Below are 26471 nucleotides of genomic sequence, written 5' to 3'. Positions count from 1 at the left end.
CCCGGAAAGCCGCTCACGCCTCGTACGTTGGGGGTGAGGTCGGGCTTTCCGGGAGGGACCGTTTTGCCCACGGGCAAGTGGCTGAAGCGCGTGGACGAGGCGTCCGGACGGGTGCTCGTCCTGGTCGCCGCCCTAGCCGGGATCGCCGCGGCGCTCGCGCTGCTCGCCTCCCTGGGCCTGGTCGTGGCGGGTGTCGTGCACGCGCTCGTCCCTTACTGGCCTTATGTGCTGGGCGGATTCGGGCTCGTGGTCGTCCTGCCTATGACGATCACCTGGCTCGAAGCGCGCTTCGAGCGGCCTTCCTCGGCACCCTCCATGCCCTCGGGCGGCAGCGGTCCGATCGACTGGCACGGGACCACGTCCTACCGGTGCCGGACCTGCGGACACAACTGGACGTCCCACGGCCACGGCAGAGGCCACTGCACGGTGCTCGGCCCGCCCTACCTGACCGAAACCACGGTCGGCTGGGAAGGCGACATCATCGAGACCACGAGCGGCACCTACTGCGACTGCACCCACTACATCGGCATAGAACCCGACTGATTCAGCCCTGGCCTTCGGCCTTCGGCTTTCGGCGAGCTGGGTTCTATGCCTCGCGGGGCGGTCGAATGCCGTAGCGGTCCTGGTCGGACGGGCGGGGAGCCTCCGGACCGTCCGGGCCGACCCGCAGCATCCGGCCGATGCGGACGATCCGGAAGCGCCGCGGTTCGCCGCCGATCGTCAGCTTCCACTCCGGACCGGGCTCGGCGTCGATCTCCTTGGCCGCGGACGCCCAGTCGGCCAGCTCGTCCTCGGACGCCGGCTCGCCCTGGAACTCGCGCAGCATCGGAAGCAGCTGGACGAAGTGGCCGCTCAACCGCTCCTTGGCGCTGTCCGGCCCGTGCCCGCCGGTGAGCGGCTTCCAGGCTCCCTCGGCCGTGACCTCGACGATGGAGAAGGTCGGCGGCAGCATCACCACACCCGGATGGGTGCGCGAAGCGAGCCTCGCCTCCGCCTCCACCTGCTCGGGCACGGACCCCGATAGCGGCCCGAACCCGACGAGGTTCAACCGCATCTGCGCCTCCCAGAACCCCGCGGGTGCGCCCGGATCGATCGGATGCCCGGCCAGCAGCGACACCTCGTCCGGCGGCTCGGCGTCGCTGGACCTCGGCGGCTCCATCCCGTCCGAGTTGATCAGAACGAACTTCTCGATCCGGACGATGCGGTAGCGCCGGTCACCGATCTCCCACTCGTCCTTCGCGAGCGGTTCCCCCTCTTCAGGATCAAGCCGCCCTGCCGCCGCCAGCATCGCCCGCGCCGTCCCGGGATCAACCTCCCGCCGCACCCCGGTAACACCCTCCACCCCGTCCGGGAGAAACGGCGCTGGGTCGGCTTCGGACTCGGCCTCGGACTCGGCTTCGGGTTCGACGTCGGCCTCGGCTTCGGACTCGGGCTCGGCGGAGCAGCGGAGCTTCGAGGCCAGGTCGATGCGCGCTGAGGCCGGGTCGTTCGCCCCGCTGCACAGGAGGCGCCATTCGTCGCCGACCTGCTCGGCGACGGCGAAGTCCGGCGAGCCGCCGGGAAGCATCTTGGGGAACGCGCGGATCCGCTCCCCGAGCTCCGCGTCGCGCATGGCCGCCATCGGCTCCAGGTCCGCGCGGACGTTGATCGTGTCGTAGCCGCGCATGAGCGGGAACGCCTTCACCGCCGGACGAGCCGTTCGCGAGTGTTCATGAACTCATGGTGACGCTACCGGCACCCTTCGTGTGCGTCGATTCAAAGATTTCCCCAAATCCCACGCGTCCGGCGGAGGTTCCGGATCGGCGGTTCGGGGCGGTGGCGGCCGGTCGTGGTCATGACCTTGCCAGTGGGCGCTGGCTAAGACAGGGTGGCGATCATGAAGCGCATGCTCCGCGCGGGCGCGGCCGGCGTCACTCTGGCCGCCCTGCTCGCGACCGCTCCCGCCGCGTCCGCGGCCGATCCGTCCCTGCACACCGTCGGCCTGCCGTTCCTCTGGTCGGCCGCCGGGGTGGACGACGTCGCCGCAGGAGGGCCCGACAACGTCTGGTTCGCCGGACTCCAGGGTTACGTCTGCATCCCGTTCGCCGACTCGTGCGTCGTGCAGAGCAACGGCAACCCGGTCGTGCGGCGGTGGACCGGGTCCGGATGGCGCGAGTACCCGATCAACGGGTGGACGGGCAACGGCGGCATCGGGCACGTCCGCAGCGCCGCCGGACGCACCTGGATCAGCGGCGACTACACGCAGCCCGGCTTCCTGGCGCGCTTCGACGGGACGGCCTTCCAGAAATCCCCGGTTCCGGACGGCGCGAAAGTCGCGAACCTCGACGTCGGCACTGGCGGAGCGTGGATCGTCACCGGCGACTCCCCGGACTACCTGGGCAAATACAGCATCTACCAGGGTGACGGCGGCACCTGGACGCGCGTCCCCGCGCCGTCCGACCTCAAGTACATCTGGGACCTCAAGGCTCCGGCCGCCGACGCGGTCTGGGCCGTCGGTGCGAAGGACCGCGACCTCGGCGGAGGCGGCCGCGGCACCCCGGCGATCTACCGCTACGACGGCCGCGCCTGGAGCGAACTCCCCGCTCCGCCGTCCGCCACGGAGATCGTCACCCACATCGTCCCGCGCGCGGCCGACGACGTGTGGATCACCATGACGCACTCGGTCGCGCACTGGAACGGCGCTTCGTGGACGCAGACTCCCGTTCCGTCCGGCGGCGAGACCTTCGCCCTCGATGTGGACGGCACCGGAACCCCATGGATCGGTGTCCGCAACGGCCCCGACGAGTCCCTCTACCGGCTCACCGGGAGCACCTGGACCAAGGTCACCACGCCGTCCGGAGTCGCGATCCGCTCGGTGGCCGCCGTCCCCGGTACCGGCACGGTCTGGGCCGGCGCCGCGAAAGGCCCCGACCCGGCCGTCCTCACCACAGGCTGACCCGGTCAGACGATCCCGCACAGGACGTGCGATCCGCCGTAGCACTTGGCGGTCACGCCGTCCATGTCGTCGAACGCGACGGTGTTCGTGTGCGGCTTCACGTCCATGTACTGGCACGTGAAGCCTGTCCGGATGATGGGCGGTTGCTTGGCTCGGGCGGCCATCAATCGCCGACCGGGGTTTACCGTCGTCGTTGGCGGGCTGACCTCGGCTGGTTTGTGCCCGCCGAGGTCAGCGGCGTCGCGGGTTGGGGTCCTTTCGGGTGAAGGCTTCGTAGGCGGCGAGGACTTCGTCGGTCGGGCCGTCCATGCGGAGGACTCCGGCCTCCAGCCAGAGCGTGCGGTCGCAGGTCTCGCGGATGGTGCCGTTGTGGTGGCTGACCAGGAAGACGGTTCCGGCCTCCGCGCGGAGCTGCTCGATCCGCTCCTTGCTCCGCCGCTGGAACGAACCGTCGCCTGTGGACAACGCCTCGTCGATCAGCAGCACGTCATGCGCCTTCGCGGCGGCGATGGAGAAGCGCAGCCGCGCGGCCATGCCGGACGAGTAGGTCCGCATCGGCATGTGGATGAAGTCGTCGCGTTCGTTGATGCCGGAGAAGTCGACGATGTCCGGGTAGTGCTCCTGCGTCTCGGCCGGCGTCATCCCCATCGCGAGGCAGCCGAGAGCGACGTTGCGCTCGCCGGTCAGGTCGTTCATCAGGGCGGCGTTGACGCCGAGGAGCGTCGGCTGGCCATCGGTGTAGACGCGTCCGCGCTCGGGCGGGAGGAGCCCGGCGATGGCGCGCAGCAACGTGGACTTACCGGACCCGTTCGTCCCGACCAGGCCGACGGCCTCGCCTCGCCGGGCGACGAAGCTGACACCCTTCACAGCGTGCACGTCGCGCGTCCCGGGCAGGGCCTTGCGCGCGACAAGCCGTCCGAGCGCCGAAGTCGCGCTCCCGCGCCCCGTCCCCGACCCGTGGACGCGGTAGACGACATGCACATCATCCACGATCACCGTAGGCGCCTCCCGAGTCCCACCCGGCGCCGTCGCCGCTTCCCCAGGCATACCTTGCGCTGCGGGCGCTACCCGAGGCGCAGCGTGCAGCCTGGGTGTTTCCCGAGATGGAGCCTGTGCTGCGGTCGCTTCTCGGGATGCGGCCTGTGTTGCGGTCGCTTCTCGCGGTGCGGCCTGTGTTGCGGGTGCTTCTTGGGGCGTGGCCTGTGCCGTAGATGCGTCGCGCCACGCACGTTGCGGCGCTGGCACTTCATGAGGAACGGCCTGTGCAGTTGATGCTTGGCACCACGCACGTTGCGGCGCTGGCGCTTCTTGAGGATCGGCCTGTGCAGTGGACGCATCGCGCCACGCGCGTTGCGGCGCTGGCGCTGGCGCGGGTGCTTCTTGAGGATCGGACTGTGCTGCGGGCGTTTGGTGCGTTGACGGGTGCTGTGCGGACGCTGGGGACTCAACCACGACCGTATTCCTCCTCGGCCTTCCAGAAGTAGATGTAGCCGCCGATTCCGATGGCGAGGCCCCAGGCGATGGCCAGGACCCAGATGTGCGCGGGCAGGCTCGCGCTGGAGACGGAGTCCATGAGCGAGTAGCGCATCAGCGCGATGTAGACGTGGGCGGGATTGGCCTCCAGCAGCGTCCCGGCCCAGGACGGCGCGTGCTTGGTGAGCGTGGTCAGGTTGTAGAACACGCCGGAGAAGTACAGCCAGGTGCGAGTGATGAACGGAACGAGCTGCGCGGCGTCGGTGTACTTGGCGCCGACGCGTGCCATCGCCAGCGCGACTCCCATGTTGAACAGGGACTGCGCGAGCAGGACGGGCGCGATGAGCAGCCAGCGCGGTGTTAGCGGCTCCCCGAACGCCAGGACGATCACCGCCAGCACGCCGGTGGAGAACAGCATCTGCTGCAGCTGGTTGAGCGTCAGCGCGATCGGGAGGCAGGCGCGCGGGAAGTGCAGGGCGCGGATCAGGCTCAGGTTCCCCTGGACGGCCCGCGTCCCGGCGAGGACGGTGCCCTGCGTGAAGCCGTACACGAACACCCCGGTGCACAGGTACGGGATGAAGTGCGTGACGCCGTGCCGGGTGCCCATCAGGACGCCGAAGATCAGGTAGTAGACGCCCGCGTTGAGCAGCGGTGTCATGACCTGCCAGAGCTGGCCCAGCTTCGCGCTCGCATACATCGAGGTGAGGCGGGCGGTGGCGTAGGCGGTGATGAAGTGGCGGCGCGACCACACCTGGCGGGTGTAGGCCGCCAGGGACGGCCTGGCTCCGCTGACGCCGAGCCCGTACTTGGCGGCGAGCTCATGCGGCGGCAGATCGTCCTCGTCGTCAGCGGACGCCGACGACGGCGGCGGTGCGGTGCGGATTCCCGGATGACCGAGGGCGTGCTGGCTCATGGCGCTCATGGCGACGCTCGCATTCGTGAGTGGACGCGACCGCCTGATGGATAGAACGGTACCGTATCGTCGCGTCGTCAACACCGTAGGCGGCCGATGGATGGAACGCAACCGTTCCGTCCATTCCGCTAGGCTCGACCGTCATGACGACCCAGCCCCGACCGCGCCGCGCCCCCAGCGGAGCCGCCGTCCTGCGGGACGACATCACCGAGTCCCTCCGCGCGGCGGTGTTCGAGGAGCTCGCCTCGGCCGGCTACGGCCGCATGTCGGTCGAGGCCGTCGCCCGGCGTGCCGGTGTCGGCAAGACGGCGATCTACCGGCGCTGGCCGTCCAAGCTGGAACTGGTCATCGACGCGGTCTCCGCCGTCGCGGCCCTGCGCATCCCCGCCCCGGACACCGGGACGCTCCTCGGCGACGTCCGCGCCCTGCTGGGCATCCTCAGCCGCGCGCTACGCCACCCCCTGGCCTCCCAGATCGTCCCCGACCTGCTCGCCGAGGCCGCCCGCAACCCCGAGATCGCCCGGACCCTGGAGCAGGCGCTCCGCGACACCCAGCGGGACATCACGTCCAAGGTCTTCGGAGCCGCCGTCAAGCGCTGCGAACTCCCCGAGGAGCTCGACACCGACCTCGTCCTCGACCTCCTGATGGGCCCGCTGTACTGGCGCCTGACCGTCCTCCGCACCGCCCCGACGTCCGCCTACCTGGACGACCTGGCCGTCACCGTCGTCGACAAACTCACCCAGACCGTCCGCCGCCCCTAACACCCGCCCCCACACACGGACACGCGCCGCCGCTTCCGCACGCCCACCCACCAACGCAGGTCCACGCTCACATACGCCCGCCCGGTCACACGCACACCCGCGCACGCCCGCTCGGTCACACGCACGTCCCCGCGCTCACGCACGTGCGCGCTCACGCACGTCGGCACTCACGCGCATCCGCGTGGTCACACGCGCGTCCGCGTTCACGCACGTGCGCGCTCACGCACGTCGGCACTCACGCGCATCCGCGTGGTCACACGCGCGTCCGCGTTCACGCACGTGCGCGCTCACGCACGTCGGCACTCACGCGCATCCGCGTGGTCACACGCGCGTCCGCGTTCACGCACGTGCGCGCTCACGCACGCGCGCGCTCATGCAGGTCCGCGCTCAGGCACGCCTGCGCACGCCCGCTCGGTAACGCACGTCGGCGCTCACGCGCGTCGGCGCTCACGCACGTGCGCGCTCCCGCACGTGCGCGCTCCCGCGCTCCCGCACGCCCGCGCTCCCGCAGCCCGCGCAGTCACGCGCACGCCCGCTCGGTCACACGCACGCCCGCGCACGCCCGCTCGGTTACGCCCGTCCGCGCTCACGCACGTCCGCTCGGTCACGGGCGTCCGCTCGGTCACGCGCGTCCGCGCGCGTGCGGGCTGAACGCGCGTCCGGGCTTACGCGCGGGGTGTTGCTGCTGTGGTCGCGGGCTTGCGTCGCTTCGGGGATGCGGGCGGGTAGGACATTTGTACTGGCGATCACTGGATGGACGGCGGTGCCGCCGACCTGGCCTGATGCTCGAAGCTGAAGCCGTACGAAGGAACACGGCCTCAGCGAAGTGAAGGACTCAGGATGGCGCAGCCCGACTCCGCGGACATCGCACAGCCCACGACCCCGCAGAGCGCGACCCCGCAGGCCGCGACTCCGCAGAGCGAGTTCCGGCAGGGTGCGAGCCAGCAGAGCGGCGCGACCGCGCCGGGGCCGCGGGCGGCGTTCGCGCCGCTGATTCTGGACGTCGCGGTTCCGCTCGCCGCCTACTACGTCGCGCACAAGGCCTTCGGGCTCGGCCTCGTGCCGTCCCTGCTCATCAGCAGCGTGGTGCCGGGCGTCCGGACGGTCGTCTCGGCGGTTCGGGACCGCGCGTTCAACGGCCTGGCGGGCCTGGTGCTGCTGGTGAACCTGGCCGGGATCGCGCTCGGCTTCGCGACCGGAAGCGCCCGGTTCATCCTGGTCAAGGACGCGGGGATCAGCAGCGTGATCGGCATCGTCATCCTCATCTCGGCCTTCCGCGCCGAGCCGCTCATGACCGCCGGGCTCAAGCCCTGGGTGACCAAGGGCCAGCCCGCCCGGATCGAAGCCTGGGACGGGCTGAGGGCGAACTCGGCGGCGTTCCGCCGCCTGGAGCGCCGGTTCAGCCTGATCTGGGGCGGCGCCCTGCTGGCCGAGTGCGTCACCCGCGTGATCTGCGCCTTCGTCCTTCCGATCGGCATCCTGATCTGGCTCCCGACCGTCCTGCTGGTCGTCACGATCGCCCTGGCCGCCGTCATCGGCGGCGGGAGCGTCGCGGACCCGATGCAGAAGATGGTCGACGAGTACACCCGCTAGAAACGTCAACAGGAGAAACGCGATGCGCGCCAAAGGCATAAACTACGACACCGGATTCTTCCCCGGCGGCGAAAGCTCCCGCACGGACTTCACCCGGGAAGCCGTCCAGCAGGAAATGCGGGTCATCGCCAACGACCTCAACTGCACCGCAGTCCGCATCACCGGCGGAGACCCCGACCGCCTGGCCATTGCCGCCAAAGCCGCAGCCGACGCAGGACTCGAAATCTGGTACGCGCCGTTCCCTTGTGAACTGACCGCCGACGAAATGCTGACCCTCTTCACCCGCTGCGCCAAGGACGCCGAGCAGATCCGGGCGGACGGCTCGGAGGTGGTCTTCGTGGCGGGATGCGAGGTGAGCCTCTTCGCCAAGGGCTTCATCCCAGGTGACGACGTCTACGGCCGGATCTCCGCCCTGGCCTCGGGAGACCCGCAGGTCTACGCTCAGATGGCCGACGTGCCCGCACGCACGAGCGAGTTCCTGGCCAAGGCGTCCTCCGCCGTCCGCGCCGAATTCCACGGCCCCGTAACCTACGCCGCAGGCCCCTGGGAAGACGTCGACTGGACTCCCTTCGACATCGTCGCAGTGGACGCCTACCGTGACGCGGACAACGCAAAGGGATACCGCGAAGGACTGCGCCGCCGCTTCACCCACGGAAAGCCCGTAGCCGTCACCGAATTCGGTTGCTGCGCCTATAAGGGCGCCGCCGACCGAGGCGCAATGGGCTGGGCGATCGTGGACCGCGACGCGAATCCGCCCCGCCTCAAGGGCGAATTCGTCCGTGACGAGCAAGAGCAGGTCCGCTACCTCGAAGAGCTCCTGGAGATCTTCGAAGCCGAAGGCGTGGACAGCGCCTTCTGGTTCACCTTCGCGGGCTTCGACCTCCCGCACGACGCGTCCGACCCGGCCCATGACCTCGACATGGCGTCCTACGGCGTCGTCAAGATCGTCCCGGACGAGCCCTGGCGTCCCAAGGCCGCCTTCACCGCCCTGGCCGCCGCGTACGCAACGCAGCCGACCCCCTGACACGCGGCCGCGAAACCGCACAATCCACGCCTATCCGGCCCCGCCGGCCCGCGACACGCAACCCGTCCCACAGATCTTCGAACAAGTGTTCTACGATGGCCGCATGCACCTCGACCAATCCGTCACCGCCGAGACCACCGCGACGGGCCGTCCGCTCCGCCTGACCCGTCCCGACGGCACGCACTTCGGCGTCCGCCGCGTCATGGCCGAATGGCAGCCGCCAGGCGCCCCCCGCCTCCTCCGCCTCCAGGTCACCACCCCCACCGGCGCCCTCGCCATAGCCGAGGTGACCGCCACCCCCGAAACCTGGCACCTCCGCCAACTCTGGACCTGACCGCCCGCACCGCACTACAGCCCACTACCCCTTCTGCTCACCAGCGCGCTGTATCGTGCGCGTCGCCCTGCCCGACCTAGCGTCATGGCCATGACGAACGCACCGACCCTCCGGCGGAGCATGACCGTTGCCGCGCTCCTGGCCGGAGCCCTCTCCACCACCTGCGTCTCCGCCGCGAACGCCGCCTCCCCGCACCGGGACGACCTGCTCAAGCACGACGTCGCCGCCTTCAAGGCCCTCGGAGCGACGGGCGCCCAGGCCCGCCTGACCACCTCCCACGGCCGCGACCTGACCGCCACCGGCGGCGTCGCCGACCTGAAGACCAAGCGCCCGGTCTCCCCGAACGGCTACTTCCGCATCGCCAGCGTCACCAAGGCGTTCACCGCCACCGTGATCATGCAGCTGGCCGCCGAGGGCCGGCTCTCCGTGGACGACAAGGTCGAACGCTGGCTGCCCGGTGTAGTGTCCAAGAACGGCAACGACGGCCGGAAGATCAGCATCCGCAACCTGCTCCAGCACACCGGCGGCGTCCACGACGACTACCCCGAGTTCACCTCGGCCGACGACTTCTACAAGCACCGCAACGACGTCTACACGGCCCGGCAGATCGTCGACCGGGCCATGCGCCACAAGCCGGACTTCCAGCCGCCCGCCAAGAAGTGGATGTACTCCAACACCGGCTACGTCCTGCTCGGCATGATCATCCAGCGCGCCACCGGCCACACCTGGCAGACCGAGATCCGCGACCGGATCACCCGCCCGCTCGGCCTCAAGCACACCTTCGCGAACGGGACCAACCCCAAGCTGCCCAGCCCCCACGCCAAGAGCTACCAGCGCTTCGCCCCCGGCGGCCCGCTCATCGACGTCACCGAGCAGGTCGGCCTGGTCAGCAACGGCGAGGCGGGCCTGGTCTCCACGACCGCCGACCTCAACCGCTTCTTCCGCGCCCTCGCCGCCGGCCGCCTGCTGCCCCCGAAGCAGATGAAGCAGATGAGGACGACCGTCCCCGTCGGCGCCAAGTTCCAGCCCCTCATGCCGCACGCCCGCGACGGCCTGGGCATCTTCTCCCGCCCCCTGACCTGCGGCGGACGCTACTGGGGCCACGAGGGCGGCGACTCCGGCTGGATCAGCACCGTAGCCGTCACCGCCGACGGCCGCCGCAGCGTCGCCCTCTCCCTGACCGGCGTCAACGCCAACTCCGAAGCCGATGTCCTCCGCATCGTCAAGGCCGAAGACAAACTAGTCGACGACGCCCTCTGCAAAACCCACTAACCCAAAACCAACTACTGAGGTTTTCGTTAGTTCTGTGGTGTGTGCGGGTGGATGGTGAGTCCGGTGTGGGTGAGGAAGGAGCGCGGTAGTTGTTGGTCGGCGCAGACGCGGTTGATGCCGCGTTCGGCGGCGTCGGCGACATCGGCGAGGTGGTCGCCGGCGAGGTTGGCCAGCTCGCGTTTCTTGATCGATGACCACAACAACTCCACCGGGTTGAGTTCGGGGGCGTAGGCGGGCAGCCGTTCCAGGGTGAGCCAGTGCTGGTCGGCGACCCAGGCACGCATCGCGCGGCTCCAATGTGCGGCCAGCCCGTCCCAGACCAGCACCACGTGTTCACCGACGTAGAACCTCTTGACCTGCTCCAGCACAGTGATCAGTGCGGCGGTGTCGTAGTTGCCCGGCTGAAGGTGGAAGCACAGCCGGGCGCCGCGGTCGGCGTCGGCGGCGTGGTAGCCGAGTGCGGCGGCCATCGAGGCGCGTTTCCAGTTCAGCCGGTGCCGCAGGATGGGTGTGCGGCCGCGGGGCGCCCAGGTGCGGCATACCTGGGGTAGCAGCGAGACGCCCGATTCGTCGAAGAACACGATCCATGCCCGGTTCTTCACGGCCCCCTTTTGATCCGCGGCCACTCATGCGTGAGCCACCGGGCGATCTCGGCCTCGTCCCGTTCGACCGCCCGCCGCGCGGGACGTTGCAGGCTCCAGCCCAGCCGCACGGTCAGCAGCCGCCATACCGAGGTCGCAGCCAGCCGCACCCCGGTGATGCGTTCGACCACCATTCCGACCCGCTCCAGCGTCCACACCTCGGCCTCAAAGCCATGCGCCCGGGCCCCTTGGTCCAGCGCGGCCCGCACCCGTTCGACCTGGTCATCGTCGAGTTTGCGCGGTCGTCCGCTGGCCGGGCGCCGCCGCAACGCCGCGGCCCCGCCCTGTTCCCACAGCCGCTTCCAACGCCGCACGCTCTCGGAATGAACCCCCAGGATCCGCGCGACCTCGACCTGGCGCACACCCTGTTCGAACAACTCGACCGCACGCATCCGCCGCGCCTCGGCAACCTGCGGCCGGGTCAGCGGCGGAGCCGAGGACACGGGAACAACCAACGAAGACTCGGAGGGCACGCCACGATACTCACACCGCAAGAACCCCTCACACCCACAGAACTAACGAAAACCTCAGTAAGGGCCGGCCTCCAAAAGGAGCCCCGGCCCTCCTCCCTGTGTCCGATTCACATGGTTGGGCCTCGGGCGAGATCCGGGACGTGGCGCCGTGTACGATCACGCGGTCATCTGACGCCCCCCGCGTTTGCTGGAGTTCCATGCGTCGCGCCGTCGCCGGTCTGACCGGTGCCCTCCCCCTGCTCGCCGTGCTCCCGGCCGTCCCTGCCTCGGCCGAGACCGTCACCACCGTCATCCAGGCCAGCAACGAGTCGGGCCACAAGGACCATCTGCAGATCGACTTCTCTGGCTACACGAAGGTCAAGACCGTCCAAGCCCATCTGGTGCCCAAACGGCACAAGGACGCCCCGGCCATCGACGTCACCGACTTCACCTTCAGCCCGCCGGTCGGTCAGTTCCAGCGGGCGATCGCCACCGTGCGTCCAGGCGTCCTCGACACCTATACGGTCGAGGTGACCGCCACCGACACCGAGGGCAACAGCCTGCAGACGGCAGGACAGGGGCCCTTCGCCTTCCTCTGGGGCGTCCAAGCGCAGTTCGACCTCAGCCTCGACAAGGCGAGCGCGGACAACCCCCAGGCGACCCTGCACGGCCACATCACCGGACTCACCCCGCAGGGACAGCCGGTCGCACTGCACAACGTCAAGCTCTCCGTCCAGGACATCGACAGCCCGGGCAGCCAGACGCAACTGACCACCGATGCCGACGGACGGTTCACCTACACCTTCCGGCAGAACTCGCGGGAGGACTGGCTGGACGGGCACGTCGGCGATGACTCCGACAACCCCGACCTCGATGGCGGCAACCTCTGGTACCGGGCAACGTCGGCGGTGTCGCAGACCCGGTTGAAGGTGAGTGTCAGCCCCGACCGGCTCCACTGGGGTGACACCGCGACGGTGCGCGGGTTCGCGGAGCACAACGTGAACGGGGTCTGGAAGCCGCTGCCCGGGCATGCCGTCTACTACGGGGGCCGAGCGGGCTACAGTTGCCCGGCCCCGGACAACCAGACGGCCACCACGGACGACTCCGGGCACTTCTCCGTACCCCTGAAGATCGACAACTCGTATCCCGTCACCGCCTGCGTGGGCGGCGACACCTTCCATGATCCCTCGGAGGCGTCCGCGCCGATCGTGGTCCCCTACACGGCCGACCTGTCCGGCCTGCGCTGGACCTTCGACCCGTACGGCAGGGTGGCACTGGACGGCTGCTTCGGCGGCTACTCCGGCCACCAGCCGAGGTTCCAGGTCGAGTATTCGCCTGACGGCCGCGGTGCCTGGACGGTGGCCAGGAAGTACGGCGGCTCGTTCTGCTCGTTCCAGGCGTCCTGGAACCGGTCCGGCTTCTGGCGGCCGCACGTGCTGCGCGACCGGTACAACGACGAGGTCTTCAGCCCGGCAGCCAAGCTCTGGCGGTGGAACGCCCGGTTCGAGCACTTCAGGGTCTCGCCTGGCAAGGTCCGCAAGAACCACAGCGTGACCGTGTCGGGGTCGCTCACCAGGGCGGTCTCGATGACGAAGCGGACCGGCTACGCCGGCCGCACCATCGAGGTCGTCTTCCGCTTCAAGGGCAAGAAGACCTGGTACCACCTGGCCTGGGCCAAAACCGACCGGTACGGCCGGTTCAGCAAGAAGGTCAAGGCGTACGGATCGGGCTACTACGCGGTGGTCTTCCGTGGCGGCCCGGACACCTTCGCCGACTGGACGAGCGGCAAGGACTACGTGCGGACATACGCGGTACCGACGGAAGGAGCGATCATTCCGACCCGTCCTGACCTGCCCACAGTGGTGCCCGCGCAGCCGTAAGCCCTCGATCATGAGACGAGACACCGTCCGTCTCCAAACGCAGGCCGAGCGGCCATCCCCCCGACGGACCCGCTCGGCCTCGCATCTGCCACCGCGCAAGCGCAAAACCCGCTGACCCAAGAAAACGACCAAGGGCCGGTCTCCTGAAGGAGCGCCGGCCCTTGACCAACCTGTCGGGGTGGCGGGATTTGAACCCACGACCTCTTCGTCCCGAACTAGCGGCGATCTTGGTCCAACTCGCTTGGTCCCCAGGTCGGCGAGTGTGCGGACATGTGGGGTAGAGCGGGGCTGTAAGCCTCTGTTGCTGTACTTCGGCGCTGTACGGCACCCACCTTGACCAGGGGAAGCCTCACGCGAACCGGTCTGCGGACGTACAGCATTTCGCGGCCCTCGTACGCGGCCTCATCGTAGTACGTGCCGTCGTGTCCACAGGCCGCACGGATGCGGAGACAGGACGTCCCGGCTTCCTCGTCGCTGCCTGCCCTTCAAACCCTGTGCGCGACATGCCACGTGCGCGGCTCCGCCCGAGGTTCATCATCCCCGCACCTACCCCCACAAGATCACTCCTCCTCTCCCGACGGCCGTCATCCGTGTCCCCGACCCGCGCACACCCGCACGGGGGCGACGGCCGGTCTTCCCCGTTCCTAGCCCGCGCGGGCCGCCACAGACGCAGCGACGTTCCGGGGTGCTCATTCGCGCGAACGGTCGTCACCCCGTGCCAGACAGATTCGCGCGAATGAGTGCTCCGGCTCGCGGGGGTCAAGGGGGCTGCGAAGCCCCCTTGTTCGAGCTCGTCCGACCGGCAAAGGCGGCTCTGAGCCGTGGTTCGGCGCTTCGGCCTCGTCGGCCTGGTGCTCGTCGTCGAATACTGATCGCGGTCGCGGTCAAGGCGCTGCCGCTGCGGGCTCGGTGCCGGTGAGAACTGCTCTCGGCTTGTGGACGGTTCGCATCCGGGGGCAGGGGCCGCCGTCCACGGGCTTCGCGCCGGGACCGGCCCGGAGAGGCCGCACGCCCGGCGCGAAGAGCCGGGGGCGGCGGCCCCGGCGGCCCGCTTGTGGGCCGCCCTTGAAGACGTAAAGAAAGTTCTCATCCGGCTTGCGCCGAGAGTTGCCGCATCCGGCCTTTCTCCTGGTCAGCGATCTGCACTGTCAGTATTTCTGCTTGATCGCGAGAAACTCGGCCGTACGTTCTGCGTGAGCGAATCGTAACGGAGGGCGATATGGCCGACCCGAGGGAGCGACTGGAGAGGCTCGGCGCTGCACTGATGGCAGAGGGGCTGAGTACGCGACTCGCGATGGATGATCCTCCGTTGCTGCACGTCAAGTTCCTCGGGCCTCCAGTCGCTCAGGAAACGATCGGGTGCGGTGAGCGGGACGGCCAACTGTGGTTCCGCTGGGTGTCGCAGGAGGTTCTACTCGGCCGGGCTGACGATGTACCCGGTGCCGCGGAGCGGGTGAGGTATGTGCTGATGCCTCCCGGGATCTCCGAGCCTGATGCCGAGTCGGAGGGGAGGCGGTGAGAGGTATGCGGCGAAGGAAGGGCCGTCACACGTCCGAAGCGGTCCGCGGCAGGATCGTTCCAATCGACTCGCCGGAAGCGCCCCGATACGCGGCGCTGCGCGCATTGCAGGACGAGGCGTCCCAGCGCATGTTGCGCGTGCACTGGGCGGGGCTGCGCGACGGTCCGTACCTGGTGCTCGCCACGATGGGCAGTCCAGCCGTGCGGGTGCGATGTGACTACCTACGCGATCAGGCGGGCGGGGATGGCGGCTGGTGGTACGTGTGGCACCTCGGTCCGCAGGATGGCCGGACGATCGCGCCGGTTGATGACATGGCGAACACCCTCGATGTGATCCGCCGCGAGTTGCATCGGGCCGTGATGTGAACGGGCCGACCCGCGGGCCGCGCGACCCTGACGCCACCGCATCCGAGGTTGCGGAGATCGTGACGGACGCCGTGATCGGTGAGCACATGGGGCGAGGCACCGTAACTGAGACGCTCGCCTTGGTGGCGCTCAAGGCACGGCAAGAGTCCGACATCGCACGTGAGCGGGTGTCGCTGGTTCACCGCGCATACCGGGCCGCTATGGCGCGTGCTGGGTACGACGAACGGTCGGCAAAGTACGTCGCCGGACTCGCGGTTGCGATCCTGGAGGAACCCAAGCTGCTCGACATCCTGAACCTCGCCGACGTCGCGACATGGGATGCCCTCGCAGGGCTCGGTGACGACCAGAGCGAGATGGGATCTGCGAACGCCCGCGACGACCAGGGCGGCGAGTGACTCCCTCCGGCCGGCGGATGGCATCGCGCATCTGTTCCCGTCCGGCCGGAGGGTTCCACAGTTACCGTTAGAGCAGGAGGCCACCATGCCGAACACGAAGTGCTCGACCTGTAACGGCGAGGGCGGTTGGTGGGAGTTCGGTAATGGGCAACCAGGTAAGGCCAAGCCCAAGCGGTGGATCAAGTGTGAGGACTGTAGGGGGACCGGGCAACGCTCATGAGTGATGAGATCGCCTGTCCCGAGTGCGGCGGGACCGGTGAGGAGCGCATCGGGCCGTTGCGGCTGATGTGCCGCTTCTGCCATGGCCGCAAGGTCGTCGGCGGTGAGGACGAACCGGCAGAGGACGGACCGCGGTACAACGCTCGGGGTTGGAAGATCCCTGAGGAAGGCGAGGAGTACGACCCTGCCGTTCACGGACCGTTGCCGCCCGCTGGGGATCATCCGGCTGTGCGTCATTCGGGGCTGTGCCGGACGTGCTTGGGTGCGGGTGTGGTTGTCGCGGAGGGGACCTACGCCGAGGCTCCCTGTCCGGATTGCTCGCCTCGCCGAGGTTCCTAAGACGCCAGGTGCGCGACCTCCTCGCGCGTGGCCGCCTTGGTCGTGGCGTTCTCCGTGTTCGCTTCGCTCGCTGGCTCACGGGCAAGAAACCCGGCCTTCAGCGCCGACTTGTGCTTGGCGCTGGCTGCCCTGGCTGTGCTTCAGTGGGGTAGGTGACAGTTGGCAGATTTTCTGCGATGGAGTCTCTCCAGGTCAGAAGCGCTGCGGAACCGCTGCTGTCACTTTTCCTGACAGTGGGTGCGGCTGCTGCCCGTACTTTGCCAGTGTGGCGAAGGGAGTGCTTGTGACGGAGCAGATGACCACAGGGCAGCGGGTCGCTCGTGCGCGTACCCGGAAGGGCTGGGATCAGGCGACCCTCGCCGACGCAATGGACCGGTCGGTCAGCTGGGTAACCAAGATCGAGAACGGACGGCTACCGCTTGACCGTGCGAGCGTCTTGGCCAAGCTCGCAAGCGTGCTGGACGTTGAGGTCCCCGAGTTGACGGGTCAGCCCTACCGGCACGAGACGGCCGAACTCGACTCGGGTCACTCGACCATTCCCGAGCTCCGGCTTGCGCTCCAACAGGCCACAATGCCGGGTGGCGCCGCGATGATTCGGAGCCGGGAACCGAGCAGCCTGGAGGAGATCGCCGGTCAGGTGGCGCTCGCGGAGAAGCTGCGGCAGGACGCGCGTTTCTCGGCGCTCGGCGCGATCCTCCCGCAGATCATCACGGACCTGACGCTTCACACGGCCGACCGGAACGCCTCGACCCTGGATCGGGCGGAGGCGCTAATGCTCCGGGCCTGCCACATGGCGCGCGTCACGTCCAACCTTCTGGGCCATCACGATCTCGGCTGGACGGCGGTACAGCGTGAGCTTGTCGCCGCTGATCGCGTGGGCGCTCCGGAGCTCGTTGCCGCGTCCGCGTGGGATCTGTGCGGGGTCTGGCTGCATGAAGCGTCCCTGGAAGGGGCGAAGTCGGCTGCCCTGGCCGCACTGGACGACATTGACGAGCACATGGGGTCCAACGACCCGGCCCTTCAAGCGCTTTGGGGTGCGTTGCATCTGCGGGCCGCCGTGTCCTATTCGCGGCTGCTCAACCGCTCGGAGGCGGAGGCCCACCTCGGCGAAGCCGAGCGAGTCGCTGCCGCGCTGCCCCCGAACGGGAACGTCTACCAGACCCAGTTCAACCGCGTGAACACTCGGATTCACGCCGTCGAGATCAGCCTCGAACTCGGCCGTCCACGTGATGTCGTCTCCCGGTCAGAGCTCGTAGAGGTCGCTGATATCGCCTCGGGAGAGAGGCAGGCTCATTACTGGACCTGCCGCGCGGCTGGCATGGCGATGAACCGCAAGGAAGACAAGGCCGTTGATGCGCTGCTGACGGCCGACCGAATCGCGCCTCAGCACGTACGGAACCGGCCGATCGTGCGGAACCTGGTGCGCGATCTGCGAAGCAGCGGGAGGCACTCCAAAGGGAGGGAGATCCGGGCCTTGGCAGCCAAGATGGCGCTCGACTGATCCCGTAGTCCGCTGGTGTGGCGCAAGTCTCGTCCGGCGACGTCACTTCGCCGGAGGTGCTCGACACCTGTTCACGGTGAAAGGCGAACTATCGGCACATGTCAGGAACGGTGATGATCCCGAACACTGGTCTTACCGAGATCGAACGTCAGCGGTTGCTGAGGGAGCTAGCGGAGATCGCTGCTGAGGTCGCGGACATGCAGCGGTTGACGAACGAGATCAGGGCTCGGCTCAGCGATCCTTCGTCCGCTCGTCAAGCTCGTCCAGCCTGATCCGCTGCTGCCGGAGACTCTCCTTGATCTCCTGGAGCTGAGCCCATAGGAGCGTGAACTCCTGGCTCGGCTCCTGGGGGGAGTCTCCGGCTTCTTCATGCTCGGGTATCGCAACGACGACGCTCGGGCTTCCCTGCCTGCTCTGGATGAGGCCCTCCTCGCGGAGTACCGCCAGAGCTCGTTCGACCGTCGCCTTCGCGGCCCCGTTCCGCTCAACCAGTTGAGCGATGGACGGGAGAGGGTCGCCAACCGCCAAGCGGCCTGAGGCGATGTCGTTCCGCAGGTCATCGGCGATGCGCACATACACCTTGCGCCGGTCCACGGACCCGTTTCTTCCCATGTCAACAGCCTACCGGCCGACGTAGGTACCTGCGTTCCCAGGAAACTTCCGGTCAATCGCTTGACGTTCCTACTTTCCTATGTAACCTAGGAAAGTAGGAAGTCGGAGCAACCCGGAGGTTGGACATGCGAAACATCCCCGTGGACATCACGAACCTGGCGTTCGTCTGCGTCTCCCCGCCTCGCCCGAAGCTGGTCAGCCAGGAGACGGGGGAGGTCAAGGTGGACAAGAACGGCGACGCCGTCTACCAGGTCGGCCTTTCGGCCGCGAACGCGGAGGGGCGCGTGGACTTGGTCACGGTCGCCGTGACGGGAGACCCGGGCGTCACGCTCGGACAGGTCGTCACGCCGCTCGGCCTCGTCGGCTTCTACTGGGAGCAGACGATCAACGGAACGAGCCGCTCGGGGGTGTCGTTCCGGGCGGAGCGCATCGTCCCCGCCGGTGCCGAGAGCGCGGTGGCTGCCTGACATGAGCGAGACGACGCTCTACCTGGTGCTTGGCGTGCTGGCCGCTACGGCGGCCGGCCTCTGGGCCTGGCGTCACTGGCACCCATCGTCCTTCTGGTACGGCGTGGGCTTCCCGCTGCGGGTGGTCTGGGTCTACCTGACCTGGAAGGCCGTGGCCTCCGGTTGCAAGGTGACCCGTAGGAAGCGGGCCTGGCGCTTCACCCTGGACTCCCTCCCGGTCGTGGGAGAAGCGACCCGGACGGCGGGGATGGTGGTCGAACGGCGGCGGTTCCGCATGGTCGATGTCGAGCAGGCTCCTCGCCTCGGCCTCATGCTGCCGACGCCGTTCGGCTGGCGCTTGCGGGTCAAGATGCACGAAGGCCAGATCCCCAGCGACTACGCGGCCGTAGCCGAACGTCTGGCGCACTCCTGGAGGGTGCACGGTGTGCGGGTCCTGGAGCGCAAGCCCGGGAAGATCACGCTTCTCGCGACGCGGCGTGACCCGCTGGCGAACGTCACCACCCCTGACGCTCCGCCGAAGCTTCTCGTCGTGCGGCCCGGCGTCCTGGAGAACGGAGAGCCCTGGGTCATCGACTTCCGGACCGTGCCGCACTGGATGATCGTCGGTGCTACGCAGTCCGGAAAGTCGAACCTCGCCAACGCCCTGATCAAAGAGCTCGCCCCTCAGCCTGTCGGCATCGTCGGCCTCGACCTCAAAGGCGGCGTGGAGTTCACCCCATACAAGCCGCGGCTGTCCGCTCTGGCCACCACACGGAAGGAGTCCGTCGAACTGCTGGAAGATCTGGTGGACGAGCTCGGGCGCCGGATGGCCGTCTGCACCGCGCACGGCGTGCGCAACATCTGGAGGCTGTCGCCGGACCTGTGCCCGATCCCGATCGTCGTCCTGGTGGACGAGCTCGCGGAGCTCTTCCTCATGGCGGACAAGTCCGAGAAGGAGGAGGTCGGCCGGACGGCTACCGCCCTGCTGAGGATCGCGCAGCTTGGCCGCGCGTTCGGCGTCTTCCTGGTCCTCTGCGGTCAGCGCATCGGCTCTGACCTCGGTCCCGGCGTTACCGCCCTGCGTGCGCAGCTCTCCGGCCGCGTCTGCCACCGAGTCAACGACCCTGAGACCGCCAACATGACGCTCGGCGACCTCGACCCCGCCGCCCTGGACGTGGCGCGCGGCATCGCCGCCGAAACCCCCGGTATCGCGGTCGTCGCCGGTCAGGACGGCACCTGGCACCGCGCACGCTCCGTGTACGTCCCCGAGGAAGAGGCCGAACAGGCCGCCCGCGACTGCGCGCGGGTCGCCCCCACCTGGGACGAACTCCTCGGCCGTCCGGCCGTCCTTAACGCCGCGTAATCCACCCACCCCAACGGCTGGCGTGAGCCCCTTCGCGCCGAGTCCCTACCCGACCCATGCCTGAAGGAGGCTCCGATGCCCGCTCGCCACCTGTACCCCGTGCCGTGCCTCGTCCCCGTCACCCTGGTGACGATCGAGTGGGACGCGGCCCCCGGCCTGCACCTCGCCCGATGCGGTGCCTGCGCCGCGCACTTCCGGTCCTCTCGCCTCGGCGAGGTGGAGGCATGGGCCGACCGCCACCACTGCGACCCCGAGATGATCGCGCTCCTCGCCGAGACCGACCTCCGGCGGGCCGCCTGATGCGGCGTCTCGCCGGGGCCGTGGCCGACTCCGGGCCGGTGCTGATCCTCGCCGGGATCGCTGCGGCGGGCTCGTTCACCCACATCCGGGACACGGCTCGCCAGCACGGGCAAGGCGGCTGGATGGCCTGGGCCGTCGCGGTCTGCATCGATCTGACGTGCGTTATGGCGGCCCGCGAGAGACACCGGGACAAGCGCACAGACAGGGCAACCGGGCGGCTCACCTGGCCGACGCTCGTCCTCGCTGGAGGCGTTGTGCTCTCTCTGGCCGCGAACCTCGCTCAGGCTGACCCGAGCATCTGGGGCTGGCTCACGGCGGCCACTCCTGCGGGGGCCTTCCTGGTCGCCGTGTCGATGCTCGAACGTCGGGCCGCCGGTGGTCGTGCTGGCGCGGCTCGCGACGCATCGGTTCCGGCAGTGCCTCCCTCGTTCGGCAACGCGGACGCGGAGCCGTCCCCGACTCTGCCGGTTCGCGACGTCCCTCGGCCGGAAGCAGCGTCCGTCAATCACGACGAGGACGAGCGCCAGACCGCCCCGATAGCGGCTCCTGCACATCGCTCACCGGTACCCGCCAAACCCGCCCCTGCCGCGCCCTTGGTCGCCTTCGCCCGCCGTGTCGCCGACGAACACCGAACCCGGCACGGACAGCCCATCACCGCCGACGCGCTCCGCGCACGGCTCGGCGTCTCCGACCAACTCGCCCGTGACCTGCTCGGCCACCTGGCCACCGCCTGACACCGAAGGAGATCACCATGGACGACTTCATTCGCCCCTACCAGCTCTTCGACCGCCTCCGGCTCATCATGGGCCTTCGCGCCCTGGCGACCTTCCTGGAGGAGAACCCGGCCGTCCCCGCCCCGAGCTTCATGCAGGCGACGGTGTTCGCCGACCGGGACGACTGCGAGCGCGCCCGGCGCGCCGAGGTCAACCGCATCGCGGTTCTCCTGGGCGTCACCCCGGACGACGACACCGCCAACGGCGGCCACTACACCGCGACCAAGAGCTTCGGCCGCGTCGAGTACCACATGGTCCACATCACGGACGCCACCAAGCGCGCTCATCAGGCGCTCATGTCCTACGCCAACAACTTCGACCGCCTGGGCACCGCTTCGGCGGACTCCAGCGAGACCGGACGGGCCGCCTGATGACTGCCGAGAAGGTTGCAGAAGGTTGGCGGTTGCGGTGCCGCTCCTGCTCCACCACCGCCCCCGTCTCCTGGACGGTCCTACTCGGCATGCGGACCGGTCCGCGTTGTTCGGCCTGCGGAGCCGACGAAGTGACTGCCCAGGACGCCGTCACGGGACAGGCGATCGCCTTCCCCCGCCCGCTGGTCCCGCCCGTCGAGTGGTGGCAGTGCTGCAACTGCGGCGGGACGGGCCTGGACGCCTACGGAGGCGCCTGCCCGCACTGCGAAGGACTCGGGCACTGCTCCTGATCTCCATCGCCCCCGACGTGGCCGCATAAGCCGCCAAGCACACACGCGCCACGTCGGGGGCCATCCCCTCAACCGCCTGTTATTCGGATAGGAGACGCCCCTATCGTGCCTCATCCCGTCATCACGCCGGATGACGCCCGGCTGATAGCCAAGATTCTCGACCGCTCAGACTTCGACCGCTGGGCCGCTCGCGCCCGCTCCACGGGCGGGTGCTCTCAACCGATCTTTCTGCACGGCAATGTGGACCACGTCCACAAGGTGACGGGGGAGAGCCTCCACCACTACACGACCGACAGTGAGCCGGACGGCGCACTCCCAGTTGCCTGCAAGACGCGTCGTGCTACGCGCTGCCCGGCATGCGCTGAGGTCTACCGCGCGGACACATACCAACTCATCCGCGCGGGCCTGACTGGTGGCAAGGGCGTCCCCGAGACAGTGACGAAGCACCCGGCCGCGTTCGTGACCCTTACCGCGCCTTCGTTCGGTCCCGTGCATGCGCACCGGGGGCGCTCCGGCGGGCGCGCTGAACGCTGTCACCCACGCCGCGACGCCGTGACCTGCCCGCATGGCGTCCGGATGTCGTGCACCGCCAAGCACTCGGCAGATGACTCCCGCCTCGGCGCACCACTGTGCCCGGACTGCTACGACTACTCCGGCTCGGTGCTCTTCAACGCGCTTGCGCCGGAGCTCTGGCGACGCTACACGCTTGCGCTCCGCCGATACGTGGTCAGGGCTGCGGGCCTGACGCTGAAGGAGTTTCGCGAGTCGGCGGTGATCTCGTTCGCCAAGGTCGCGGAGTACCAGCGTCGGGGCGTCGTCCACTTCCACGCCGTCATCCGCCTCGACGGACCGGACGGGCCGCACTCCTCGCCGCCCTCCTGGGCGACGTTCACCCTCCTGGAGGACGCCGTTCGCCATGCCGCCTCCGCTGTCTCGGTGACGACCCCCGAGAGCCCGGAGGTTCCCGCGCGGTCTCTCACCTGGGGGACGCAGGTTGACGTCAAGGCCATCACCGCATCCGGAGCGCTGACCGAACAGGCCGTGGCGGGCTACATCGCCAAGTACGCGACCAAGGCCGCCGAGTGCGTCGGCACCCTCGACCGTCGCGTTCACGAGAACGAGGACCTGGCCGCGCTGCCCATCACACCGCACGCCCGGCGACTCATCGCCGAGTGTCTCCGGCTCGGCGACCTGGAGGAGTTCGCGGACCTCCGCCTCGTCCAGTGGGCTCACATGCTCGGCTTCCGGGGCCACTTCTCGACCAAGAGCCGCCGCTACTCCACCACCCTCGGCGCGCTCCGACAGGCGCGCATCGACTTCGTCCGCCAGCAGCGCCCCGGCTGGCAACCGCCAGACGAGCAGGCCGCCGAGATCACCGTCCTCGCCGAATGGCGCTTCGCCCACCAGGGCCTCACGCGCGGCGAGGCGCTCGTCACCGCTGCCCTGACCGGACGAGACGTCCTCATTCCCCCGAACTCCCCATCTGCTGAATAGGAGCCATATGGACAGGCCCAACTTCATGGACAGCCTCGTCTTCGACGTCAACGAGGCTGCCGAACAGCTCCGCGTGAGCCGCTGGACCCTCTACAACCTCATCCGCTCCAACGAGCTCCGGACGGTCAAGATCGGCCGTCGTCGTCTGGTCCCCGTGGAAGCCCTTGCCGACTACGTGGAACACCTCATGGAGGAGGCTGCCTGATGCCTAGAACCGCGATTGCTACGCCAGAGGAGCCGGAGGGCCGGAAGGGGCGCAAGAGCCGGGGGCGTGGCCGCGCCAATGGTGAAGGGTCGATCTTCCCGTACAGGAACGGCACCTACGCCGCTTACGTGTGGGTCACGACTCCGGCCGGCGACCGTAAGCGCCGATGGGTCTACGGGAAGGATCGGGCCGAGACTCACGAGAAGTGGCTGAAGCTCCATGCCGAAGCGAGCAAGGGCCCTGTGGCGACCAAGGTTCCGACGTTGGTCGACTACCTCTCGTACTGGCTGGAAGAGGTCGTGGTCCCGCCGGACTTCGCGCCCCTGACCTGCTCGACGTACGAGACCCTCGTCCGTCTCTACATCGTCCCTGGCCTGGGCAAGAAGCGGCTCGACAAGCTCACGGTGCGGGACGTGCGGACCTGGCTCAACGCGACCCGGAAGACGTGCCAGTGCTGCGCTCAGGGGAAGGACGCCCGCCGCGACGAGAAGAAGCGGCGTTGCTGCGCGGTCGGGAAGTGCTGCCAGCGCTTCGCGTCTGAGCGGACGATCCGGGACGCCTGGACGGTCCTCCGTAGCGCGCTGTCGAACGCCATCCGCGAAGAGTTGATCTCGAAGAACGTTGCGGCCCTGGTCCGCGTCTCCAAGCCGCGTTCGCGCAAGAACAAGCCGTGGACGGTGGAGGAGGCGCGGCAGTTCCTCGAATCCGCACGGGACTCGGGTGATCCGCTCTACCTGGCCTACGTCCTGGTGCTCATCCTCGGCCTGCGCAAGGGGGAGGTCCTGGGCGCCCCGAAGGACGCAATCGACCGCGACGCGGCCGAACTCGACGTGTCGTGGCAGCTCCAGCGCGTCCGGCGTGAACTCCTCCACCGTGAGACCAAGACCGAGGCATCGGACGCCAAGCTTCCGCTCCCCGCCATCTGCATGGCTGCCCTGGATGTGCATGAGGCACGGCAGAAACAGCGGAAGAAAGCGGCGGGAGACGCCTGGACGGAAACCAAGTTCCTGATCACCACCCGTTACGGGACCCCGGTTGACCCCCGGAACTTCAACCGGGAGTTCGTCAAGCGGTGCCGGAAGGCGGGAGTTCGCCTGATCAAGGTCCACGACACCCGGGCGACCTGCGCCACACTGCTCGCGGCCCTGGACATCCATCCCCGCGTGGCCATGCGCATCCTGCGCCATGCCCAGATCGACGTCACGATGGAGGTCTACACCCAGGCCACCGACGAGAAGACGGTGGAGGCGCTCAAGCGCCTTGGGGACGCGTTCAAGCTGTAGCTGTTAGGACGCGTTGCTGTACTTCGCTGCTGTACGCAAAAAATCAGAGCCCCCTTCCGAGATCGGAAGGGGGCTCTGACATGGCGTCGGGGTGGCGGGATTTGAACCCACGACCTCTTCGTCCCGAACGAAGCGCGCTGCCAAGCTGCGCTACACCCCGGTTGGTGGCTGCCCGGGAGTCGTACGTTCCTCCCGGCGCCTTGACTACTTTAGCGGATGTCGGGGAGTGCTGTGGACGGGTTATCGCGGTGATGTCCGTCCCTCGCGGGGGACGAGGGTGAGGAGGCTGGCCTCCGGGGGGCAGCAGAAGCGCATCGGGGCCGTCGGGGAGGTGCCGAGGCCCGCGGAGACGTGCAGCCAGGCGCCGTTGTACTCGTGCAGGCCCTTCACGCGGGGGCGGTCGATGCCGCAGTTGGTGGCGAGGGCGCCGTAGAAGGGGACGCAGACCTGGCCGCCGTGGGTGTGGCCGGCGAGCATGAGGTCGTAGCCATCGGCGACGAAGCGGTCCAGGTTGCGGGGCTCGGGGGAGTGCGTGATGCCGAGGTGGACGTCGGCCTGCGGGTCGACCGGGCCGGCGATCTTGTCGTAGCGGTCCCGGTTGATGTGCGAGTCGTCGATGCCGCCGAACTCGACGTCCAGGCTGCCGATCTTGAGGCGGCCGATCCGGTTGTTCAGGTCGAGCCAGCCCGCGGCGCGCAGCGAGGACGCCAGCTCGCGGTACGGGAGGTCCGGTTCGCGGCGGCGCCTGGCATAGTCGGACTTGCTCGTCCGCCAGATGTAGCGGAGCGGGTTCTTGAACGTCGGTGAGTACAGGTCGTTGGAGCCGTAGACGAAGACGCCGGGACGGTCGAGGAGGGGGCCCAGCGCGTCCAGGAAGGGGCCCACGGCGTCGCGGTGGCCGAGCGAGTCGCCGGTGTTGACGACGAGGTCGGGCTCCAGGGCGTCCAGGGAGCGGACCCAGTCGATCAGCCGGCGGCGGCCCGGGGTGAGGTGCGCGTCCGAGACGTGCAGGATCCGGACGGACGGACGGCCCGGGGCGAGCACCGGCACGTCGAACCGGCGCAGGCGGAACCAGTTGCGCTCCACGAGCGAGGCGTAGCCGAACGTCGCGGCGCCCGCGCCCGCCAGGGCCAGGGGCGCGCTGTAGAGCTTTCGCACGGTTCTCTTCCCTCCGGATGTCCTGCTCCAATGGTTCCAGAGTCCCGGGCCGCGCGGTAATCCTGGTGAGCCTGCCGGTGCGCAGCGGGCATCATGTGACCATGAGTACCCTGAAGGAGAAGCTGGAGGCCGACCTGTCGGTCGCCATGAAGGCCCGCGACGAGGTGCGCACCCGCACCCTGCGGATGGCGCTGACGGCGGTCAAGAACGAGGAGGTCGCCGGGAAGCAGGCCCGCGAGCTGTCCGACGACGACGTGGTCAAGGTGCTGACCCGGGAGGCCAAGAAGCGGCGCGAGGCCGCGCAGGCGTTCGCGGACGCGGGCCGCGCCGAGCAGGCGCAGGCCGAGCGGGACGAGGGCGAGGTGCTGGACGGCTACCTGCCCGCGCAGCTGGGCGACGTCGAGCTGACCGCGCTGGTCGCCGACGCGATCGCCGAGACCGGCGCGGACGGCCCGCGCGCGATGGGACAGGTCATGAAGGCCGTGAACCCGAAGGTCGCCGGACGCGCCGAGGGCGGCCGCGTCGCCGCCGAGGTGAAGCGCCAGCTGACCTCGTCCTGA

At 68.9% G+C, this 26471-nt stretch carries 29 protein-coding genes and 1 tRNA gene; 22 read left to right on the top strand and 8 right to left on the bottom strand.

Annotated features, from left to right (window positions below; genetic code table 11):
- Positions 1-63 precede the first annotated feature (63 nt).
- Positions 64-543, top strand: coding sequence for a hypothetical protein (locus FHU30_RS28515; RefSeq protein WP_253879881.1), 480 nt, complete (start codon positions 64-66; stop codon positions 541-543).
- Between the two features lie 43 nt (positions 544-586).
- Here FHU30_RS28515 and FHU30_RS28510 read toward each other — a convergent pair whose 3' ends face one another.
- Positions 587-1684: a DUF5954 family protein gene (locus FHU30_RS28510; protein ID WP_253879879.1), complete on the bottom strand. Its 1098-nt coding sequence runs from the start codon at positions 1682-1684 to the stop codon at positions 587-589.
- 192 nt (positions 1685-1876) lie between these two features.
- On the opposite strand from FHU30_RS28510, the gene FHU30_RS28505 reads away from it, so the two are divergent.
- Positions 1877-2935 (top strand): ligand-binding sensor domain-containing protein, encoded by a 1059-nt coding sequence (locus FHU30_RS28505; RefSeq protein ID WP_253879877.1) that lies wholly within the window; start codon positions 1877-1879, stop codon positions 2933-2935.
- 231 nt (positions 2936-3166) lie between these two features.
- Here FHU30_RS28505 and FHU30_RS28500 read toward each other — a convergent pair whose 3' ends face one another.
- Both FHU30_RS28500 and FHU30_RS28495 read right to left on the bottom strand, forming a co-directional pair.
- Positions 3167-3925, bottom strand: coding sequence for an ABC transporter ATP-binding protein (locus tag FHU30_RS28500; RefSeq protein ID WP_372503971.1), 759 nt, complete (start codon positions 3923-3925; stop codon positions 3167-3169).
- 454 nt (positions 3926-4379) lie between these two features.
- The gene (locus FHU30_RS28495) at positions 4380-5321 is read right to left on the bottom strand and encodes an ABC transporter permease (protein ID WP_253879874.1); all 942 of its coding nucleotides are present in this window, start codon (positions 5319-5321) and stop codon (positions 4380-4382) included.
- Between the two features lie 143 nt (positions 5322-5464).
- On the opposite strand from FHU30_RS28495, the gene FHU30_RS28490 reads away from it, so the two are divergent.
- From FHU30_RS28490 to FHU30_RS28470, 5 genes are all read left to right on the top strand, one after another.
- Positions 5465-6082, top strand: a complete 618-nt coding sequence (locus tag FHU30_RS28490; RefSeq protein ID WP_253879872.1) for a TetR/AcrR family transcriptional regulator — start codon at positions 5465-5467, stop codon at positions 6080-6082.
- A gap of 840 nt (positions 6083-6922) precedes the next feature.
- On the top strand, positions 6923-7675 hold the full coding sequence (locus FHU30_RS28485; protein ID WP_253879864.1) for a VC0807 family protein: 753 nt from the start codon (positions 6923-6925) through the stop codon (positions 7673-7675).
- Between the two features lie 22 nt (positions 7676-7697).
- Positions 7698-8699 (top strand): glycoside hydrolase family 113 protein, encoded by a 1002-nt coding sequence (locus FHU30_RS28480; protein ID WP_253879862.1) that lies wholly within the window; start codon positions 7698-7700, stop codon positions 8697-8699.
- A gap of 103 nt (positions 8700-8802) precedes the next feature.
- Entirely contained in the window at positions 8803-9033 is a 231-nt protein-coding gene (locus tag FHU30_RS28475; protein ID WP_253880380.1) for a hypothetical protein, read from the top strand.
- Between the two features lie 90 nt (positions 9034-9123).
- The gene (locus FHU30_RS28470; protein WP_253879861.1) at positions 9124-10305 is read left to right on the top strand and encodes a serine hydrolase domain-containing protein; all 1182 of its coding nucleotides are present in this window, start codon (positions 9124-9126) and stop codon (positions 10303-10305) included.
- A 26-nt stretch (positions 10306-10331) separates the two neighbouring features.
- Here FHU30_RS28470 and FHU30_RS28465 read toward each other — a convergent pair whose 3' ends face one another.
- On the bottom strand, positions 10332-10907 hold the full coding sequence (locus FHU30_RS28465) for an IS630 family transposase (RefSeq protein WP_253879859.1): 576 nt from the start codon (positions 10905-10907) through the stop codon (positions 10332-10334).
- Positions 10904-11419, bottom strand: a complete 516-nt coding sequence (locus FHU30_RS28460; RefSeq protein WP_253879857.1) for a winged helix-turn-helix domain-containing protein — start codon at positions 11417-11419, stop codon at positions 10904-10906. Before FHU30_RS28460 ends, FHU30_RS28465 begins: the two co-directional genes overlap by 4 nt.
- A 197-nt stretch (positions 11420-11616) precedes the next feature.
- On the opposite strand from FHU30_RS28460, the gene FHU30_RS28455 reads away from it, so the two are divergent.
- From FHU30_RS28455 to FHU30_RS28435, 5 genes are all read left to right on the top strand, one after another.
- Positions 11617-13278 (top strand): hypothetical protein, encoded by a 1662-nt coding sequence (locus FHU30_RS28455; RefSeq protein ID WP_253879855.1) that lies wholly within the window; start codon positions 11617-11619, stop codon positions 13276-13278.
- 1219 nt (positions 13279-14497) lie between these two features.
- Complete coding sequence (locus FHU30_RS28450; protein WP_253879853.1) at positions 14498-14797, top strand: hypothetical protein; 300 nt, start codon at positions 14498-14500, stop codon at positions 14795-14797.
- Positions 14798-14802: 5 nt separating this feature from the next.
- Complete coding sequence (locus tag FHU30_RS28445) at positions 14803-15162, top strand: hypothetical protein (protein WP_253879851.1); 360 nt, start codon at positions 14803-14805, stop codon at positions 15160-15162.
- 59 nt (positions 15163-15221) lie between these two features.
- Complete coding sequence (locus FHU30_RS28440; protein WP_253879850.1) at positions 15222-15557, top strand: hypothetical protein; 336 nt, start codon at positions 15222-15224, stop codon at positions 15555-15557.
- An 841-nt stretch (positions 15558-16398) separates the two neighbouring features.
- Positions 16399-17616, top strand: coding sequence for a helix-turn-helix domain-containing protein (locus tag FHU30_RS28435; RefSeq protein ID WP_253879848.1), 1218 nt, complete (start codon positions 16399-16401; stop codon positions 17614-17616).
- Positions 17617-17847: 231 nt separating this feature from the next.
- Here the strand turns inward: FHU30_RS28435 and FHU30_RS28430 are convergent, their stop codons facing one another.
- Complete coding sequence (locus FHU30_RS28430; protein ID WP_253879847.1) at positions 17848-18210, bottom strand: GntR family transcriptional regulator; 363 nt, start codon at positions 18208-18210, stop codon at positions 17848-17850.
- Positions 18211-18353: 143 nt separating this feature from the next.
- On the opposite strand from FHU30_RS28430, the gene FHU30_RS28425 reads away from it, so the two are divergent.
- The 9 genes from FHU30_RS28425 to FHU30_RS28385 all read left to right on the top strand — a co-directional run bounded on the left by FHU30_RS28425 (position 18354) and on the right by FHU30_RS28385 (position 24753).
- Entirely contained in the window at positions 18354-18695 is a 342-nt protein-coding gene (locus FHU30_RS28425) for an SCO3933 family regulatory protein (protein ID WP_253879845.1), read from the top strand.
- A gap of 1 nt (position 18696) precedes the next feature.
- Entirely contained in the window at positions 18697-20037 is a 1341-nt protein-coding gene (locus FHU30_RS28420; protein ID WP_253879843.1) for an FtsK/SpoIIIE domain-containing protein, read from the top strand.
- Positions 20038-20112: 75 nt separating this feature from the next.
- Positions 20113-20337, top strand: coding sequence for a hypothetical protein (locus tag FHU30_RS28415; RefSeq protein WP_253879841.1), 225 nt, complete (start codon positions 20113-20115; stop codon positions 20335-20337).
- Between the two features lie 38 nt (positions 20338-20375).
- Positions 20376-21071 carry a DUF2637 domain-containing protein gene (locus FHU30_RS28410; protein ID WP_308211414.1) on the top strand — a complete coding sequence of 232 codons (696 nt, stop codon included), beginning with the start codon at positions 20376-20378 and terminating at the stop codon, positions 21069-21071.
- A 17-nt stretch (positions 21072-21088) separates the two neighbouring features.
- Positions 21089-21481 (top strand): hypothetical protein, encoded by a 393-nt coding sequence (locus tag FHU30_RS28405; RefSeq protein ID WP_253879837.1) that lies wholly within the window; start codon positions 21089-21091, stop codon positions 21479-21481.
- A 131-nt stretch (positions 21482-21612) separates the two neighbouring features.
- Positions 21613-21771: a hypothetical protein gene (locus FHU30_RS28400; protein ID WP_253879835.1), complete on the top strand. Its 159-nt coding sequence runs from the start codon at positions 21613-21615 to the stop codon at positions 21769-21771.
- A gap of 105 nt (positions 21772-21876) precedes the next feature.
- Entirely contained in the window at positions 21877-23265 is a 1389-nt protein-coding gene (locus tag FHU30_RS28395; RefSeq protein WP_308211413.1) for a replication initiator, read from the top strand.
- Positions 23266-23272: 7 nt separating this feature from the next.
- A complete protein-coding gene (locus tag FHU30_RS28390) occupies positions 23273-23470 on the top strand; it encodes a helix-turn-helix domain-containing protein (protein WP_253879831.1) in 198 nt (65 codons plus the stop codon).
- Between the two features lie 263 nt (positions 23471-23733).
- On the top strand, positions 23734-24753 hold the full coding sequence (locus FHU30_RS28385; protein ID WP_253879829.1) for a tyrosine-type recombinase/integrase: 1020 nt from the start codon (positions 23734-23736) through the stop codon (positions 24751-24753).
- A gap of 86 nt (positions 24754-24839) precedes the next feature.
- Here FHU30_RS28385 and FHU30_RS28380 read toward each other — a convergent pair.
- Both FHU30_RS28380 and FHU30_RS28375 read right to left on the bottom strand, forming a co-directional pair.
- Positions 24840-24913: transfer RNA gene (locus FHU30_RS28380), tRNA-Pro, on the bottom strand.
- An 80-nt stretch (positions 24914-24993) separates the two neighbouring features.
- The gene (locus FHU30_RS28375) at positions 24994-25911 is read right to left on the bottom strand and encodes a metallophosphoesterase (RefSeq protein ID WP_253879827.1); all 918 of its coding nucleotides are present in this window, start codon (positions 25909-25911) and stop codon (positions 24994-24996) included.
- A 101-nt stretch (positions 25912-26012) separates the two neighbouring features.
- Between FHU30_RS28375 and FHU30_RS28370 the strand changes: the two genes are divergently transcribed.
- A complete protein-coding gene (locus FHU30_RS28370; protein WP_253879825.1) occupies positions 26013-26471 on the top strand; it encodes a GatB/YqeY domain-containing protein in 459 nt (152 codons plus the stop codon).

The sequence above is a fragment of the Actinomadura rupiterrae genome (assembly GCF_024172125.1).
In the GTDB taxonomy this organism is placed as follows: Bacteria; Actinomycetota; Actinomycetes; order Streptosporangiales; family Streptosporangiaceae; genus Spirillospora; species Spirillospora rupiterrae.
This window is presented reverse-complemented; position numbering and strand designations above follow the sequence as displayed.

Excerpts from the sequence above, each read along its gene's own strand:
- FHU30_RS28415 (WP_253879841.1), top strand. The coding sequence starts at position 20,113 with ATGCCCGCTCGCCACCTGTACCCCGTGCCGTGCCTCGTCCCCGTCACC.
- FHU30_RS28445 (WP_253879851.1), top strand. The coding sequence starts at position 14,803 with ATGCGGCGAAGGAAGGGCCGTCACACGTCCGAAGCGGTCCGCGGCAGG.
- FHU30_RS28420 (WP_253879843.1), top strand. The coding sequence starts at position 18,697 with ATGAGCGAGACGACGCTCTACCTGGTGCTTGGCGTGCTGGCCGCTACG.
- FHU30_RS28455 (WP_253879855.1), top strand. The coding sequence starts at position 11,617 with ATGCGTCGCGCCGTCGCCGGTCTGACCGGTGCCCTCCCCCTGCTCGCC.
- FHU30_RS28390 (WP_253879831.1), top strand. The coding sequence starts at position 23,273 with ATGGACAGGCCCAACTTCATGGACAGCCTCGTCTTCGACGTCAACGAG.
- FHU30_RS28450 (WP_253879853.1), top strand. The coding sequence starts at position 14,498 with ATGGCCGACCCGAGGGAGCGACTGGAGAGGCTCGGCGCTGCACTGATG.
- FHU30_RS28475 (WP_253880380.1), top strand. The coding sequence starts at position 8,803 with ATGCACCTCGACCAATCCGTCACCGCCGAGACCACCGCGACGGGCCGT.
- FHU30_RS28405 (WP_253879837.1), top strand. The coding sequence starts at position 21,089 with ATGGACGACTTCATTCGCCCCTACCAGCTCTTCGACCGCCTCCGGCTC.
- FHU30_RS28370 (WP_253879825.1), top strand. The coding sequence starts at position 26,013 with ATGAGTACCCTGAAGGAGAAGCTGGAGGCCGACCTGTCGGTCGCCATG.
- FHU30_RS28470 (WP_253879861.1), top strand. The coding sequence starts at position 9,124 with ATGACGAACGCACCGACCCTCCGGCGGAGCATGACCGTTGCCGCGCTC.
- FHU30_RS28485 (WP_253879864.1), top strand. The coding sequence starts at position 6,923 with ATGGCGCAGCCCGACTCCGCGGACATCGCACAGCCCACGACCCCGCAG.
- FHU30_RS28425 (WP_253879845.1), top strand. The coding sequence starts at position 18,354 with ATGCGAAACATCCCCGTGGACATCACGAACCTGGCGTTCGTCTGCGTC.
- FHU30_RS28505 (WP_253879877.1), top strand. The coding sequence starts at position 1,877 with ATGAAGCGCATGCTCCGCGCGGGCGCGGCCGGCGTCACTCTGGCCGCC.
- FHU30_RS28480 (WP_253879862.1), top strand. The coding sequence starts at position 7,698 with ATGCGCGCCAAAGGCATAAACTACGACACCGGATTCTTCCCCGGCGGC.
- FHU30_RS28490 (WP_253879872.1), top strand. The coding sequence starts at position 5,465 with ATGACGACCCAGCCCCGACCGCGCCGCGCCCCCAGCGGAGCCGCCGTC.
- FHU30_RS28495 (WP_253879874.1), bottom strand. The coding sequence starts at position 5,321 with ATGAGCCAGCACGCCCTCGGTCATCCGGGAATCCGCACCGCACCGCCG.